We start from the raw sequence: 15211 nt of genomic DNA, 5'->3' as shown, positions 1-15211 counted from the left end.
GATGGGCCTGAATGGTGGCCCCTATCGCTTCCGCCCGGCAGCCGTGGGCGACCTGCCCTTGCTGGCGGCCTGGCTGCGCGAGCCCGAAGTGGCCTGCTGGTGGCAGGATGCGGACAAGCAGCTGGAATTGCTCAGGGAGGACCTCGCCGATCCGCGCATGGTAATGCGGATCGTCAGCTTCGAAGCGCGACCCTTTGCCTATGTCCAGGACTATGAAGTCCACGCTTGGGAACAGCCGCATCTGGCCGCTTTTCCGGTCGGCACACGCGGCATCGATACGTTCATCGGGGATCCCGCCATGCTCGGTCGTGGCCACGGCCCGGCCTATCTGCGCCTGTTGGCACAGCATTTGCAGGCAGAGGGGGCGCCGATGGTCGTGGTTGATCCCGACCCTGCCAATCGGCGAGCACAGGCGGCCTATGCCAAAGCGGGCTTTCAGGCGCGAGACCTGGTGGCAACCGAGGATGGCCCGGCCAGGTTGATGGTGTTAGTCTGAAGGCCTGATCGGACGCCAAAGCGTTTTGCGATTTGGTGGAATCACCAAGAATCGCAAGGAAGCTCTGGCCAATCCTCAGGATTGGCTTGGGAACAAGGAGTTAGAGCAAATAAGCGTTCACGCTCGAACGCGCCTTGCTCTAGCGCTGTGGCGCCTCTTCACGCTGGCGTGCTTCCCAGGCAGTGCGCAAAACCGCGCTTTCGCCCTCGAAACGCTCCTCCATGACCTCGCAATGGCGGATGCGGTCGGCCCTGAAGCTACGGAAATCCCGGCGCAGCTCGCACCAGGCTACGACATGCATCACCTCGACATAGTAGATCATGGCGATCGGGCGGACGATCCGCCGGCTTTCCCGTCCCTCGACGTCGGCATAGTGCAGCAGCAATTTGCGTTCGTCGCGAATGGCCAGGCGAATGGCGGCAAGGTCGATGCTGATCGGCTCGGGATGGATCCATTGCGGCACGAAGAGGCTGGTCTTGTCGATCGGCTCGCGGTTGGCAACCGGCAGGACGGTGGCGATCTTGGCGCGGATCGAGCCTGCTGCCGCCTTGAGCGCACGGTCGTCGGTGCGCTCCAGCAGTCCGAGCGCGACCACGAGGGCCTCGACTTCCTCGATCGACAGCATCAGCGGCGGCAGGTCGTAGCCGGAGCGCATGACATAGCCGATGCCGGCTTCGCCATAGATGGGCACCGACAGGGCCTGGAGCGAGGCGATGTCGCGATAGATGGTGCGTTTGGCGACTTCGAGCTGCGCCGCGATCGCCTCGGCGGTTACCGGCTTCTTGGCGACGCGCAGCAACTGGATGATCTCGAACAGGCGTGTGGTGCGGCGCATGGGCAACAAGCCATTGATTGCGGTCTGTGCAGAGACTGCTGACAGATTCTTGGCAGCAGGGTTCTGCTTCAATCGGCATCTGTCAATCGGCATCAGCCGTATCGGAGATTGCCATGTCCATCGAAGGGAGCATGCCGGCCGCATTCACCCCGCGCCATCTCGGTGTGGCGCTGGTGACGGCCTCCGCCATCCTGTGGAGTTCGGCCGGCTATTTCACCCGAGCGGTACCCCTCGACATTGCCGCCCTGCTGTTCTGGCGTGGCCTGTTCGGTGCAGCCACCAGCCTCGCCTTCATCCTGGCGTTGGAAGGCCGCAACACCTGGCGCAGCTTCAGGGCGATGGGATGGGTCGGCCTGGGCTTCTGCCTGCTGTCCAGCCTGGGCATGGCCTGTTTCGTGGCATCGCTGCGACTCACCAGCGTGGCCCATGTCTCGATCATCTATGCGACGGTGCCCTTCGTGGCGGCGGGCCTGGCCTGGCTGGTGATGCGCGAACGGGCTTCAGCGGCGGTGCTGGTCGCCAGCCTGTTCGCGGTCGTAGGTGTGGCGCTGACCGTGGCCGGCGGCGGCGGGCAGGGGAGCCTGATCGGCGATGCCCTCGCACTGGCAATGACGGTGCTGGTGGCCGCCTTCGTGGTGATGCGGCGGCGCTTTCCCGATGTGCCACTGGTGCCGGCTGCCTGCCTGTCGGCGCTGGTGCCGGCCCTCATCAGCGCGCCTCTGATGTCGAGCTGGCCGGCGAATGCTGATGAAGTTGTCTTGCTGGTGGCATTCGGCGTGAGCAATATGGGCCTGGCTCTGGTCTGCTTTACCATCGGCGCGAAGTTCATTCCGGCAGCCCAGACGGCGCTGATCGGCGCCTTGGAGACGCCCCTTGCGCCCCTGTGGGTCTGGCTTGCTTTCGGAGAAGCGCCGGGAACGGCGGCCCTGGCCGGCGGCGCTGTGGTTCTCCTGGCCGTGGTGGGCAGCATGATCTGGGAAGGCCGGATATCGACTATCAAGGCCGGCTGACGATCATCGAACGAAAAAGGCCCGGCGTTGTGCCGGGCCTTTTCGGAGCGCTGTCTTCTGAACGGATCAGAAATGATAGTTGACGCCCAGCTTGATGTCGCTGCCGCTATAGCCGGCCTTGACGATACCGCTGCGGATGTCGAAGTCATCCTTGCCGTAGCTGGTATAGTTGTATTCAGCCCGGACCGACACTTCCGGGGTCACGCGATATTCGGCACCGAAGCCGGCGGTCCAACCGACCTGCCACTGCGAATCCTTGGCGCCGAAGCGGTTGATCTCGACATCGCCGAAGGCAAGGCCCGCCTTGATATAGGGCAGGAAGTCACCCATGGCGTAGCCGATGCGGGGCGTGATCGAGCCGTTGAAGCCGTAGGTACCCTTGTGGCCGTCATATTTGTCGGTGATGTCGGCGTAGTTCAGCGAGCCTTCGAGGCCGATCACGATCGGATCGTACTGCATGTTGTAGCCGGCCTGGACACCGCCGGTGAAGCCGCTGGCCTCGTTCAAGCGGACGCCGCGATCGGCATCGAAGTCACCGGAAAAGCCGTAGCCGAGATTGATACCGGCATAGAAGCCCGTCCAGGTCACATTGGAGGCCGGTGCCTGATAGGCCGGAGCGGGCTCCTGATAGGGCGGAATGTCGGCCGCGAAGGCGGATCCGGTGATCAGCGTCAATGCTGTGGCGAGAAGAAGCTTTTTCATCGTGAACTCCTGGAACTCATACACGCGATGACGCCGGTATCCCCAACCCATCGAACAATCATGCGACCGTGTTACGTGAAGACTATTAAGAGAAAGTTGCCTGATGGGTTTATTAAGTAGATTTAACAAGGCGACATTATGGCAATAACTTAAATTATATTTGAAATGATTTGTTAACTATAATGTATGTTCTAAAGATTTCCTTAGGGTAATTCAAAATTTATTATGGTTAATGAGAATTTAATTTCATGAATTCTGGTGTTGTCGGAATGGTTCTTCATTCCCATCCGGCGGCATAGGGCGCGGGCGCATTGGCAAAATCGGAATGAACCGTGCCCAAATCATAGTTGAACGCCGTCGCGCGGGCCGACCAGCGATTATTCTGGGCGCCGCCGCAGGCCAGATCATCACCCCGGCCGGAGGTGAGGCCGGGCAGAAGACAGAGGCCTGCCGGGCGTGCAGTGCGCATGGGCGAGCGATTCTTGCCACTCTCTCCCGAGGGATTGGCCGGGATGGAGCCGACAATGTCGACATCGTCATAGCCAGCCGTCGGGCGGGCCGGCTTGGCAGCGGCCTGCGGAGCGACGCCCGCCAGCACCGGCGCCTTGGTTACGGCAATGAAGCGACCGGTCCACACCAGCGACAGGGCGGAGGGCGCCCCAGGCACAGCCTCGCCGGCCTGCGCTGCTCCAATGAGGGGCTGCCAGGCCAGGATCGCGCAAGTGAGGAAAGTGACCTTCAGCATCGTGTCCCAGTGTTGCCTGTTCCAGTGCCAAAGCGTCTTGCGATTGAAGGGAGCTACCACGAATCACAAAGACGCGTCGAACCAAAGAGCTGGAGCAAAAAACGTTCAGCCATGGGCGTGCCTTGCTCCAGTGCTGGCATGGGCCAGTCCGTCACTTGAACACTGTCCAGTGGTTGATCGACGTTAACGCTGGGCAGCAATCTGCCTGCATCGTAAACGCAGTATGAAGACAAGCCTGCGGAAGGAATGGAGAAAATGGTGGAAAAGGCTCGTGCGCAACGCGCTTTGGTGACCGGCGCCGCCAAGCGTATCGGTCGGAGCATCGCGCTTGGGCTGGCCCAGGCCGGATATGATGTCGCGCTCCATTGCAATCGTTCGCGCGCGGAAGCGGAGGATGCGGCGGCGCAAATTGCGGCCATGGGACGCAGGACCTGTATCGTCGTGGGTGATCTGGCCGCGGGTGACAAGGTAAGTGCAATCGTCGAGGAGGCGCGCGCCGGCATCGGCGTCCTCGATCTGCTGGTGAATTCGGCCTCGATGTTCGAGCCCGACGGCATCGGCAGTCTCCAGGCGCAGATCTGGAACCGGCAATTCGCCGTCAACGCCCAGGCCCCGATCTTTCTCGCCCAGGCCTTTGCGGCCCAGGTCGACCCGCTTGCCTACGACCCCTCCATCGTCAATCTGATCGACCAGCGCGTGCTGCATCCCCGGCCGGACTATGTGTCCTATTATCTCAGCAAATCCGTGCTGCATGTCGCCACGCAGACCCTGGCCCAGGCCCTGGCGCCGCATATCCGAGTCAACGGCATCGGACCCGGCCCAACCCTGCAGGCCGCCTCGCAGACACCCGAGGAATTCGCGGCCGAGGCGGCCGGCACGCCGCTCGGCCATGGCAGTGCCGTGGAGGATATCGTGGAGGCCGTGCTCTATCTGGCCCGTGCGCGTAGCGTCAGCGGCCAGATGATCGCCGTCGATGGCGGCCAGCATCTGGCCTGGACTGAGTAAATCCGGGCGGAACAGCCCGCGGCAGGCCGAGGATGGTAGCAATTTCACCGGTGTTTTGCGTGCCCTCTCGCCAGCGCGCTTCCCGCGTCCTATTTATCAGCCATGATCGACTCGCCTGCTCCCGCCGAAACCGAGGAAGCCTCCTCCTCCGTCGACCTTGCCTTCGACGAGAAAGCCGTGCCGTCTTCGCTGCGGGCGGGAACCGCGGTCATCCATGCCTTCTGGAAGACGTTGCCCAATGCGCCGGGGGTCTATCGCATGATCGATGCGGAAGGCACGGTGCTCTATGTCGGCAAGGCGCATTCGCTCAAGAAGCGGGTGGCGAGCTATGCCCGTGGCATTGCGCCGACGGCGCGTATCGCCCGCATGATCGCCGAGACGGCGGCGATGGAGTTCGTCACCACCCAGACGGAAACCGAAGCCCTGCTGCTTGAGATCAACCTAATCAAGAGCCTGAAGCCGCGTTTCAACGTGCTGCTGCGCGACGACAAGTCCTTTCCCTATATCCTGCTGACGGGTGACCATCCTGCACCCCAACTGACCAAGCATCGCGGCGCGCGCACGCGCAAGGGTGATTATTTCGGCCCCTTCGCCAGCGTCCTGGCCGTCAACCGCACGATGAATGCCCTGGAGCGTGCCTTTCTCATCCGATCCTGTACGGATTCGGTGTTCTCCACCCGCACGCGCCCCTGTTTGCTGCACCAGATCAAGCGCTGCTCGGCTCCCTGTACCGGCGAGATCTCCATCGAGGATTATGCCGGCCTGGTCAGCGAGGCGCGCGCCTTCCTGACCGGCAAGTCCAAGGCCATCAAGGAAGCGATGGCGCATGAAATGGAGCAGGCCGCCGAGACCCTGGAATTCGAGCGCGCCGCCCGTTATCGCGACAGGCTCGCGGCACTTTCGGCCATCCAGTCGACGCAGGGCATCAATCCGCGTTCGATCGAGGAAGCGGACGTCTTTGCCGTGCACGAGCAGGCCGGCCAGTTCTGCATCGAGGTCTTCTTCTTCCGCACCGGCCAGAACTGGGGCAACCGGGCCTATTTTCCCAAGGCCGACCGTACGCTCAGCGAGGTCGAAGTGCTCGATGCCTTTCTCGGCCAGTTCTACGACGACAAGCCGGCGCCCAAGCTCGTGCTGCTTTCGCATGAGGTCGAGGGCGGGGAGATCCTGCGTGAGGCGCTGTCGCTGCGTGCCGGCCATCGTATCGAGATCGCGACGCCGAAGCGGGGAGAGAAGCGCGACCTCGTCGAACATGCCCTCACCAATGCCCGCGAGGCCCTTGGGCGCCGCCTGGCCGAATCCTCCTCGCAGCTCAAGCTGCTGGAGGGCGTCGCCGAGGCTTTCAGCCTCGAAGAGCCACCGCGCCGCATCGAGGTCTATGACAACTCCCACATCATGGGCACCAACGCCGTTGGCGGCATGATCGTGGCCGGACGCGAAGGCTTCGCCAAGACGCATTATCGCAAGTTCAACATCAAATCGACGGAGATCACGCCGGGCGACGACTACGGCATGATGCGCGAAGTGCTGGAGCGACGCTTTTCCCGCCTGATCAAGGAGACACCCAAGGACGAGCCGGGCGAGGCGGCGGAGCCGGACGATGTCGTGATGCCGACCTGGCCCGACCTCGTGCTCATCGACGGCGGTGCCGGCCAGTTGCAGGTGGCTCGCGAGGTTTTCGCCGACCTTGGCGTCGAGGATGTCGCGCTGGTCGGCGTCGCCAAGGGTGTCGATCGCGATGCCGGCCGCGAGACCTTCATCGTCGAGGGCAAGTCCCCCTTCAAGCTCGCCCCGCGCGATCCCGTGCTTTATTTCGTGCAGCGCCTGCGGGACGAAGCCCACCGCTTCGCCATCGGCGCCCATCGCCAGAAACGCTCCAAATCCCTGAAGGAGGGAGGGCTCCAGGAAATCGGCGGCATCGGCCCGCAGCGCAAACGTGCGCTGCTGCGGCATTTCGGCACTCTCAAGGCGATCGAACGCGCCTCGATGGCCGATCTCGAAGGCTGTCCGGGCATCGATCAGGCGACCGCCCGCAAGGTCTACGACTTCTTCCACGACAAGGCTCCTTAAACCCGGTTGACGGCGCGGCCCGCGCCATGTTCCTTCAAGCCATGACATCACCTGCGCCCACCAAGCGGACCTCGCCGCTCTCCCTGCCGAACATCCTCACCTATGGCCGGATCGCGGCGGTGCCGGTGGTCGTGGCCTGCCTGTTCTGGCCGGAGGTGATCTGGGTGCGCTGGGTCGCCTTCGGGGCGTTCGCGCTGGCGGCGGTGACGGACTATTTCGATGGCTATCTCGCCAGGGCCTGGGGGCAGCAATCCTCGCTCGGGCGCATGCTCGATCCGATCGCCGACAAGCTCTTGGTATCGTCCTGCCTGCTCATGCTGACGGCGACGGGAACCATCACCATCGGCAACCTGTCCGTATGGGCGGCGATCGTCATTCTGTGCCGCGAGATCCTGGTTTCAGGTCTCAGGGAGTTCCTGGCCGAATTGCGTGTTTCCGTGCCGGTAACGCGGCTTGCCAAATGGAAGACCACCGTCCAGCTCCTGGCGATCGGTTTCCTGCTGGCGGGGCCGGCCGGCGATGCGGTCCTGCCCGGCTGTACCATCATCGGCCTGGTGCTGTTGTGGGTTTCGGCTGTGGTGACGCTCTATACCGGGTATGATTACTTCCGCAGCGGCGTGCAGCATCTCCTCGAGGATGCGTAATAAGGCTGGAGGACGCGCGATGAAGCTGATCTATTTCGCCTGGCTGCGCGAGCGCATCGGCGTGCCGGAAGAGGAAGTCGATCTGCCGGCCGAGGTCAGGACGGTCGAGGATCTGATGCAGTTTCTGTCCGAGCGCAGCGAGGCCCATGCCCATGCCTTCGAGAACCGCAAGATCGTGCGGGCGGCGATCGATCGGCGCCATGTCAAGCCGGCCGCTCCGATTGCCGGTGCGGGTGAGGTCGCCTTCTTCCCGCCCATGACGGGCGGCTGAGGCGGCGGGAGCGGATACGGTGAGCGTTCGCCTGCAACGTGAGGATTTCGACGTTTCGGCCGAGATTGCCGCCTTGACTGGCGGGCGGACCGATATCGGTGCCGTGGTCAATTTCATCGGCATCTGCCGGGCCGGGCCCGACGACGACCGCATCAGCGCAATGACGCTCGATCATTATCCCGAAATGGCCCAGGCCGAGCTCGAGCGCATCGAGGCGGAAGCACGCGGGCGCTGGCCTTTGCAAGGGGTCTCCATCATCCATCGCCATGGCCGTCTCGTCCCGGGCGACAATATCGTCTTGGTAGTGACGGCCTCGATGCATCGCCAGGCCGCCTTCGAGGCCGCGTCCTTCCTGATGGATTATCTCAAGACCCGTGCCCCCTTCTGGAAGAAGGAGGAACGCGCCTCCGGCACGGGCTGGGTCGCCGCCAGGGACGAGGACGATGCCGCCGCGGCGCGTTGGACGACGAAGAAATCCTGATGCAGTTCCCCTGACGCGTTCCCACGGCGACAGACTTGGCCCCGCCGGCGTGCCATTGCCGCCGTTGCGATGGACAGGAGGGATTTTCATGCCGGACGGATTGAGAAGGCTCGCAGGTGCCGCAGCGGTGGCGACCTTGCTATGCGGCGTCGCGGGAGAGGCCTCGGCCGATTCGGAACTGCGGCGCGCGCTGTCGCACGTTCCCGCCAAGGTCGCAATGGATCGCAACGGCATTGCCGCCAGCTTTGTCGGCCTGTCGGAATTGCGCCGGCTCTATGCCGGGGATGTCTCCGCGATGAGGCGGCGGGTGGGCTTAGGCGACAGCGATACGCTGAAAGCTCTATTCATCAGCACGGACGAGTCCTGGCGCGATGACACCGGCCTGAAACGCAGCGAGATTGCCAGCCTCACCGACTATGGCACGCCGCCGCGGGCTGTCGTCCTCTGGCGCTTCACGGAGCCCGCCATATCCGCATCTTTCGTAGAAGGGCTTGGCAAGCGCGGCTTCAGCCATGCCAACGGCGTATGGCGCAATGGCGAGCCGATGAAGCTCGATTTCGCCAAACGCAGCATCACAAATCCCTTCCTCGGTCCGTTGGGCAGGGCCTCCATGCTGGCACCTTTCGCCGATGGAGTGGCGCAGTCCCCCGATCCAGCGGCTGCTGCCGAGGCGGGAGGCGTTTCGGCCAAGACCAGCCTCGCCGGCCTGGCACCCGTCGAAGCGGCCATCGATGCCATCGAGAAGGTGGCCGTCCAGGGCTCGATTCTGCAGGCGATCGTGCTCACCCCGGCGATCTGGATGCAGGGGGACGATGTGCTGGACATGATGGCGACCTCACCCACGGTCGACAAGAAAGCGCTGGCGGACAAGATGGCTGAGCGGGCGAAGAGGCCGCCCACGCCCGTGTCCCTCGGTGTGGTGATCGCCGATGTCGAGACGAAGGAGCCGGCAGGCAGTGGCGTGGTGATCGCGCTGCCCTATGGCGATTGCGACACCGCCAGGGAGGGGGCGAGGATCTTTGCCGACAAGTGGAAGAATGCCGCCGGCCGGGATGGCCAGACCGGCGCCCAGCGGACCGGCCGGGAACCCGCGGTGACGGTGCATCAGGGAAAGGAGGCCTGTGTGGCCTTGCTCTCGCTGATGGGAGCGCCCGATGCCGAACGCGGCAATTCCATTCTACGCTATATCACCGGCGCGATCTGGCAGCGTGATTTCAAGGCACTTCAGGGCGGATAGACTCGCAGGAAACAATGCAGCGAGCTCTCCACCGAGACGGCGAAGCGCTGCAGAAGCGAAATACACAGATTTTACTTTGTGTAAGGCCTCCTGAAGCGTTGCTCGATTCGCGGATTAATTGAAACGAAACCAGAATCTGTACAAATTGTCGCAGGCGGTCATCTTTCCAGCAACCAGCCGCCACTGAAAGTGGAAGTCGACAATGGAACAGATTCTTATCAACCTGGTAGCGGGCGCGCTCGGCGGCGCCGGCTCCGGCAAGGCTCTGCCGCAATTCGACATGGGCAATATCGGCAACATCATCGCCGGTCTGGTCGGCGGCGGCGTGCTCGGCCAGATCATCACCGCCGTTTGGCCGTCCGTGGCGGCCTCCATGCAGTCGGGGAATTTCGACATCGGCTCGATCGTCACCAACGTCATCGGTGGCGGTGCCGGTGGCGCGATCCTTCAGGTCATCGTCGGCATGATCAAGAATTCGATGAGCAAATAGTCGCTGCGACCGGGTGGTACGACAGCTGCGTCATCGTGAGCATGATGAAGCGGTCTGGTTTCCCACGGCGGGGGACCGGACTGCTTCACGTCATCCGTGATGATCGATGCGTTCTCAGCGGGCCAGCGCCGAGGCGATATGGCTGGCATCCGCGTTCAGTGCGCTGCCGAGCAGCCAGACACCGATGATCAGGGCGAGACCGGCAAGCAGGCCGGTGACGACATCGATCGTCACTCCAGCTATGTCGCCTTCTTCAAATCCGTCCTTCGCTGCAAACAATCCCGCCAAACGCATCGTACTGACTCCAACTCACCTTTCATTGTAACGCGGCGCAGTTAACGCCTCGTCTCTACTTGTAAGACTTATTGCGACTTTTCGGTGTTTATGTAGTGTCGAAAAGCACGCCGTGGGCATGTTATTCGGCATTGCTGCTATGGGTGTGGAGCATAGCGGTGGCAGGCTCCGCCAGGAGCCTTAACCATTTGTTATTGCTTAATTTTTCGTGAAGGGTGGTGCGTGCCTGGCAGCAGGCCGTTCAGCCGCGCAGGAAGAGGCGATAGGCGTCGTTGGCGCTCTCGTCCTCATAGGGGTAGCCGAGCTCTCCCAAACGTTCGAAAAGGCGCGGCCGATCAGCCTCGGGAACCTGGATTCCAACCAGCACGCGGCCATAATCGGCGCCGTGATTGCGGTAGTGGAACAGGGTGATGTTCCAGTCGAAGCCGACACCGTCGAGAAAGCGGAGCAGGGCGCCGGGACGTTCGGGAAACTCGAAGCGCAGCACCAATTCGTCCGTCAGACCGGGCGCCCGTCCTCCCACCATGTAGCGCACATGCAGCTTGGCGGTCTCGTCGGCGCTGATGTCGACGACGCCATAGCCGAGCCGCTCGAGCTGACCGACGATCTCGCTCTTCTGGCGCTTGGCATCGGCCAGCTTCAGGCCGACGAAGACATGGGCCTGGCTGCCGCCGGCATAGCGATAGTTGAACTCGGTGACGATGCGGTTGCCCAGCACGTCGATGAAGCGGCGATAGCTGCCCGTCTCCTCTGGGATGGTGACGGCGAGTAGGATCTCGCGAGCCTCGCCCACCTCGGCGCGTTCGGCGACATGTCGCAGGCGGTCGAAATTGAGGTTGGCGCCGCTGTTGACGGCGATCAGCGCGCCGCTTCTCTCAGGATTTGCCTGGGCATAGGCCTTCAGGCCTGCCAACGACAGGGCGCCGGCCGGTTCGGACAGCACCCGCATGTCCTCGAAAATGTCCTTGATTGCGGCGCACATGGCGTCGGTGTCGGCGACCAGGACGTCGTCCAGCAGTTCCCGGCAGATCCGGAAGGTCTCTTCACCTGCCTGGCGTACCGCGACACCGTCGGCGAACAGGCCGACACGATCAAGCACCACCCGCTCGCCGGCCTCGATGGCCGCCTTCATCGAGGCGGCGTCGACGGGCTCGACACCGATCACCTTCGTCTCCGGACGCAGGAACTTGACGTAGGAGGCGATGCCGGCGGCCAGGCCGCCGCCGCCGATCGGCACGAAAACCGCCTCGATCGGGTCGGGATGCTGGTGCAGGATCTCGACGCCCACGGTGCCCTGGCCGGCGATGACGTCACCATCGTCATAGGGGTGCACGAAGGTGAGGCCGTGCTCGCGTTCGAGTTCCCTGGCATGGGCGTAGGCTTCGTCGAAGACGTCGCCCTTGAGCACGACCTTGCCGCCCCAATAGCGCACGGCGTCGACCTTGATGCGCGGGGTGGTGATCGGCATGACGATGGTGGCGGCGATGCCGAGTTTCGTTGCCGAAAGGGCGACGCCCTGGGCGTGGTTGCCGGCCGAAGCGCAGATCACGCCGGCGGCCTTGGCCTCCTGCGACAGGCGGGCGATGCGGTTATAGGCGCCACGGATCTTGAAGGAGAAGATCGGCTGGAGATCCTCGCGCTTGAGCAGGACTTCCGCATTCAGGCGCTGGCTGAGCCGCACCATCGGGTCCAGGGGCGTTCTCTGGGCCACGTCATAGACACGGGCATCGAGGATTCGGCGGACATATTCGATCACAACGCACCTGACTGTCGAAAAGGGGAGCTGTTGAGCGCTCCCATGTAGAAAAGCCTGTCGGCTTCCATCTTTGAGGCGTTCGCATGGCGCTGTCACGTTTGATTTGCGCGCGCTGGCGGAGATAATGTCGCGCCCTTGCCTTCCAGAGACCTCATCATGGCCTGCCTGATCCGTCTGTTCTTCCTTGCCGCTGTCGTTCTGGCAGGCGCGTTGCCGGCCGGCGCAGCCCAGAAGGCAGCGCTGGTGATCGGCAACAGCGCCTATCGCTCGGTGACGCCTTTGGTGAACCCGGCCAATGACGCCAACGACATGGCGGCGGCGCTGGGGCGGATCGGCTATGCGGTGACCCTGGTCAAGGACGGCGACCTGGCGGCGATGAATGACGGGCTGAGGGCGTTCCTGCGCGATGCCGACCATGCCGACAGCGTGGTGGTGTTCTATTCGGGCCATGGCGTGCAGGTGAAGGGGCGCAACTACCTGGTGCCTGTCTCGGCCAAGATCTCGGACGAGCTCGATCTGGACACCCAGACCCTGTCGTTGGACAAGCTGCTGGAACTGGTCGACAGCGCGGCGCCGAAGGTGAAGATCGTGATCCTGGATTCGTGCCGGGACAATCCCCTGACGCGCCAGCTGACGCGGGGGGCGGGGACGCGCGGGCTGGCCCGCATCGATCTGGACGCCTCCTCGGCCAAGGGCACGCTGATCGCCTTCTCCACGGCGCCGGGTTCGGTGGCGCAGGATGGCAGCGGGCGCAACTCGCCCTTCACCACGGCGCTGCTCGCCCATATGGAGACGCCCGGCCTCGACATCCGCCAGATGTTCGGCCAGGTCAGGGCCGATGTCGACCAGTCGACCCAGGGTGGCCAGACCCCCTGGGTGAACGAGGCCATCATCGGTTCTTTCGCCATGGCCGGAAAGGCGGAGAATGTGCAGCCGGTCAAAGGAGTCGGCGCCACCAGCACGACGCCGGTCAATCAGCCGGCACAGACCGGGGCCGATCTCGCACCCGCCGTGACGACGGAGGGCGACAACCAGGCAAGCTCCCCGCCGCAGCAGAGCGCAGCCCTCGACTTTGCAGCGCCAGACAGGACCGTGCCCGCGTCCGTGTCGCCGAGCTTTCCCTGCAATGGCCGCCTGAACCCCACCGAAAACGCCATCTGCCAGGATGGCGACCTCGCCACCCTCGATCAGACGCTGTCATCCGCCTATGGCGTGATCAACGCCGCCCTGCCGAAGGACTTGCAGGCCAAGCTGAAGGCGAACCAGACGGCCTGGCGTGCCCAACGCGACGAGTGCGGCGCGGATGCCGCCTGCATCGGTGTGAGCTATCGGCAGCGTCTCGCCTTCCTGAAGAGCCTGGTCGACAAGGCGGCCGGCACGCCCTCCACGTCGCCCAGCTTCCCCTGCGGCGGACGCCTCAATCCGAGCGAGCGCGCCATCTGCCAGAGCGATACGCTGGCGCGGCTCGACCTTGCTCTCGACAGCGTGTTCAAGGCCCGGTTCAGGAATCTGGCGAAAGCCGACCAGGTCGCCCTGTCGGCCAGCCAGACGGCCTGGCGCACCAATCGCGACCGCTGTGGGGCAACCGCCAGCTGCATCGAAGCCGCCTATCGGCAGAGACTGAGCTACTTCCAGTCCCTGCAATAGGCCGCTTTGGCCACACCGGAATGGCGGCGGATCACATCGCCGGCTTGAGGCGATCCCGCCGCAGCCAGCGCAGCGTCATCAGCACGGCGACTGCCGTCAGCCCGCTCACCAGGCCGGCCCAGATACCGGCACCGCCCCAGCCGAAATGGAAGCCGAGCAGGATGCCGAGCGGCAGCCCCGCCACCCAGTAGCCGATGGCGGCGAACAGCATCGGGATCACCGTGTCGTGCAGGCCGCGCAGCATGCCGGCAGCCACGACCTGGGCCCCGTCGGTGATCTGGAACAGGCCGGCGAAGATCAGGAACAGGCTGGCTCTGGCCACCACATCGGCGTTGACCGGATCCGCAAGATCGATGAACCGGCCGATCAGCAGATGCGGTGCGATCAGCATGAAGGCCGCTGCCGCGCACATGAAGCCGACACCGAGGGCATAGGCCGTCCAGCCGGAGCGGCTGATGGCATGCCGGTCGCCGGCGCCATAGGCGAGGCCGACCCTCACGGTCGCCGCCTGACCGAGGCCGAGCGGCACCATGAAGCTGATCGAGGCGATCTGGATGGCGATGCCATGTGCTGCGAGGTCCGTCTCGCCGATGCGTCCCATCAGGAAGGCTGCGGCGTTGAAGACGGTGACCTCGAAGGCGAGCGTCACGGCGATGGGCACACCCAGCCGGAAGATCTGCCAGAGCCGTTCCCAATCGGGGCGCCACAGGTTCTGGAACAGTTGATAGTGTCGGAACGGCCGGCTGAAGGCCAGGAAAGCGGCAAGCAGCAGGAAGAAGATCCAGGTCGCGATCGTGGTCGCGATGCCCGGGCCCGACACGCCGAGGGCGGGCAGGCCGAGATGGCCGAAGGTGAGGCCCCAGGCCAGCACGGCGTTGATGATAATGCCGGCAAGCGCGCTCCACATGGCCGCGCGGGGCTGTCCCATAGCGGCCGCTGCCGAACGCAGGGCGATGTAGCCGACAAAGGCCGGCAGCGACCAGGCAAGACCGCCGAGATATTGCGAGGCATGCCTGGCGATCTCGGGATTCTGCCCGAGTTGCAGCATGATCCATTCGCCGTTCATCAGGCAGGCGAGGCCCGGGATCGAGACGATCAGCGATGTCCACAATCCCTGCTGCACGGTCCGGCGGATATCGCGGCCGCTGCCGTCACCGGCACCCAAGGCGCTGGCCACCATCGGTGCCACCGCCGTCACCACGCCCAATCCGATGATAGCAAAGAAAAAGAACAGGTTGTTGGCCAGAGTCACGGCGGCGATCGCCTGCGACCCCAATTCACCGACGAGGATGAGATTGGTGGTGGTCAGCGCCAGCTCGACCAGATTGGTCAGAATGAGGGGCCAGGCCAGGATTAGGGTTTCGAGTGCTTCCCGGCTCCAGCTCTGGTGACCACCGAGGCTCTTTTGCGAGCCTGCCGGCGGAAATACCGTAGCCATTTGGTCGTTTCCATTGGTTATTTGAAATTGGAGCGGGGGCCGCGCCCTCATTGGTGTGCAGCCCCCGTTCGGCCTCAGAAACGTTGGGAT

The 15211-nt window shown here is 63.7% G+C and carries 16 protein-coding genes; 10 read left to right on the top strand and 6 right to left on the bottom strand.

Features of this window, described 5'->3' with window-relative positions:
* Nucleotide 1 precedes the first annotated feature (1 nt).
* The gene (locus ABXS05_RS07075) at nt 2-496 is read left to right on the top strand and encodes a GNAT family N-acetyltransferase (RefSeq protein ID WP_367623379.1); all 495 of its coding nucleotides are present in this window, start codon (nt 2-4) and stop codon (nt 494-496) included.
* 139 nt (nt 497-635) lie between these two features.
* On the opposite strand, the gene ABXS05_RS07070 is transcribed toward ABXS05_RS07075, so the two are convergent.
* Entirely contained in the window at nt 636-1331 is a 696-nt protein-coding gene (locus tag ABXS05_RS07070; protein WP_367623378.1) for a helix-turn-helix transcriptional regulator, read from the bottom strand.
* Between the two features lie 113 nt (nt 1332-1444).
* Here ABXS05_RS07070 and ABXS05_RS07065 point away from each other — a divergent pair, with 113 nt between their 5' ends.
* Nucleotides 1445-2341 (top strand): DMT family transporter, encoded by an 897-nt coding sequence (locus ABXS05_RS07065; RefSeq protein WP_367623377.1) that lies wholly within the window; start codon nt 1445-1447, stop codon nt 2339-2341.
* 66 nt (nt 2342-2407) lie between these two features.
* On the opposite strand, the gene ABXS05_RS07060 is transcribed toward ABXS05_RS07065, so the two are convergent.
* The gene (locus ABXS05_RS07060) at nt 2408-3043 is read right to left on the bottom strand and encodes an outer membrane protein (RefSeq protein WP_367623376.1); all 636 of its coding nucleotides are present in this window, start codon (nt 3041-3043) and stop codon (nt 2408-2410) included.
* A 277-nt stretch (nt 3044-3320) separates the two neighbouring features.
* A complete protein-coding gene (locus ABXS05_RS07055; protein ID WP_311942401.1) occupies nt 3321-3788 on the bottom strand; it encodes a hypothetical protein in 468 nt (155 codons plus the stop codon).
* Nucleotides 3789-4046: 258 nt separating this feature from the next.
* Here ABXS05_RS07055 and ABXS05_RS07050 point away from each other — a divergent pair, with 258 nt between their 5' ends.
* From ABXS05_RS07050 to ABXS05_RS07020, 7 genes are all read left to right on the top strand, one after another.
* On the top strand, nt 4047-4793 hold the full coding sequence (locus ABXS05_RS07050) for an SDR family oxidoreductase (RefSeq protein WP_437178631.1): 747 nt from the start codon (nt 4047-4049) through the stop codon (nt 4791-4793).
* A gap of 102 nt (nt 4794-4895) precedes the next feature.
* The gene (gene uvrC, locus ABXS05_RS07045) at nt 4896-6863 is read left to right on the top strand and encodes an excinuclease ABC subunit UvrC (protein WP_367623375.1); all 1968 of its coding nucleotides are present in this window, start codon (nt 4896-4898) and stop codon (nt 6861-6863) included.
* Nucleotides 6864-6904: 41 nt separating this feature from the next.
* Nucleotides 6905-7507 (top strand): CDP-diacylglycerol--glycerol-3-phosphate 3-phosphatidyltransferase, encoded by a 603-nt coding sequence (gene pgsA / locus ABXS05_RS07040; protein WP_105862584.1) that lies wholly within the window; start codon nt 6905-6907, stop codon nt 7505-7507.
* Nucleotides 7508-7526: 19 nt separating this feature from the next.
* Nucleotides 7527-7778, top strand: coding sequence for a molybdopterin converting factor subunit 1 (gene moaD / locus ABXS05_RS07035; RefSeq protein ID WP_311942409.1), 252 nt, complete (start codon nt 7527-7529; stop codon nt 7776-7778).
* A 19-nt stretch (nt 7779-7797) separates the two neighbouring features.
* Nucleotides 7798-8259: a molybdenum cofactor biosynthesis protein MoaE gene (locus ABXS05_RS07030; RefSeq protein ID WP_367623374.1), complete on the top strand. Its 462-nt coding sequence runs from the start codon at nt 7798-7800 to the stop codon at nt 8257-8259.
* Between the two features lie 88 nt (nt 8260-8347).
* Entirely contained in the window at nt 8348-9496 is a 1149-nt protein-coding gene (locus ABXS05_RS07025) for a hypothetical protein (protein WP_367623373.1), read from the top strand.
* Nucleotides 9497-9698: 202 nt separating this feature from the next.
* Nucleotides 9699-9986 (top strand): hypothetical protein, encoded by a 288-nt coding sequence (locus tag ABXS05_RS07020; protein WP_068284544.1) that lies wholly within the window; start codon nt 9699-9701, stop codon nt 9984-9986.
* A gap of 114 nt (nt 9987-10100) precedes the next feature.
* Here the strand turns inward: ABXS05_RS07020 and ABXS05_RS07015 are convergent, their stop codons facing one another.
* Nucleotides 10101-10280, bottom strand: a complete 180-nt coding sequence (locus ABXS05_RS07015) for a hypothetical protein (protein WP_068284541.1) — start codon at nt 10278-10280, stop codon at nt 10101-10103.
* 241 nt (nt 10281-10521) lie between these two features.
* A complete protein-coding gene (gene ilvA / locus ABXS05_RS07010) occupies nt 10522-12036 on the bottom strand; it encodes a threonine ammonia-lyase, biosynthetic (protein WP_367623372.1) in 1515 nt (504 codons plus the stop codon).
* A 135-nt stretch (nt 12037-12171) separates the two neighbouring features.
* On the opposite strand from ilvA, the gene ABXS05_RS07005 reads away from it, so the two are divergent.
* Entirely contained in the window at nt 12172-13683 is a 1512-nt protein-coding gene (locus ABXS05_RS07005; protein ID WP_367623371.1) for a caspase family protein, read from the top strand.
* Between the two features lie 31 nt (nt 13684-13714).
* On the opposite strand, the gene ABXS05_RS07000 is transcribed toward ABXS05_RS07005, so the two are convergent.
* Nucleotides 13715-15121: an MATE family efflux transporter gene (locus ABXS05_RS07000; RefSeq protein WP_367623370.1), complete on the bottom strand. Its 1407-nt coding sequence runs from the start codon at nt 15119-15121 to the stop codon at nt 13715-13717.
* Nucleotides 15122-15211: the final 90 nt, after the last annotated feature.

Source organism: Labrys neptuniae, assembly GCF_040797145.1.
Taxonomy (GTDB): Bacteria; Pseudomonadota; Alphaproteobacteria; order Rhizobiales; family Labraceae; genus Labrys; species Labrys neptuniae.
This window is presented reverse-complemented; position numbering and strand designations above follow the sequence as displayed.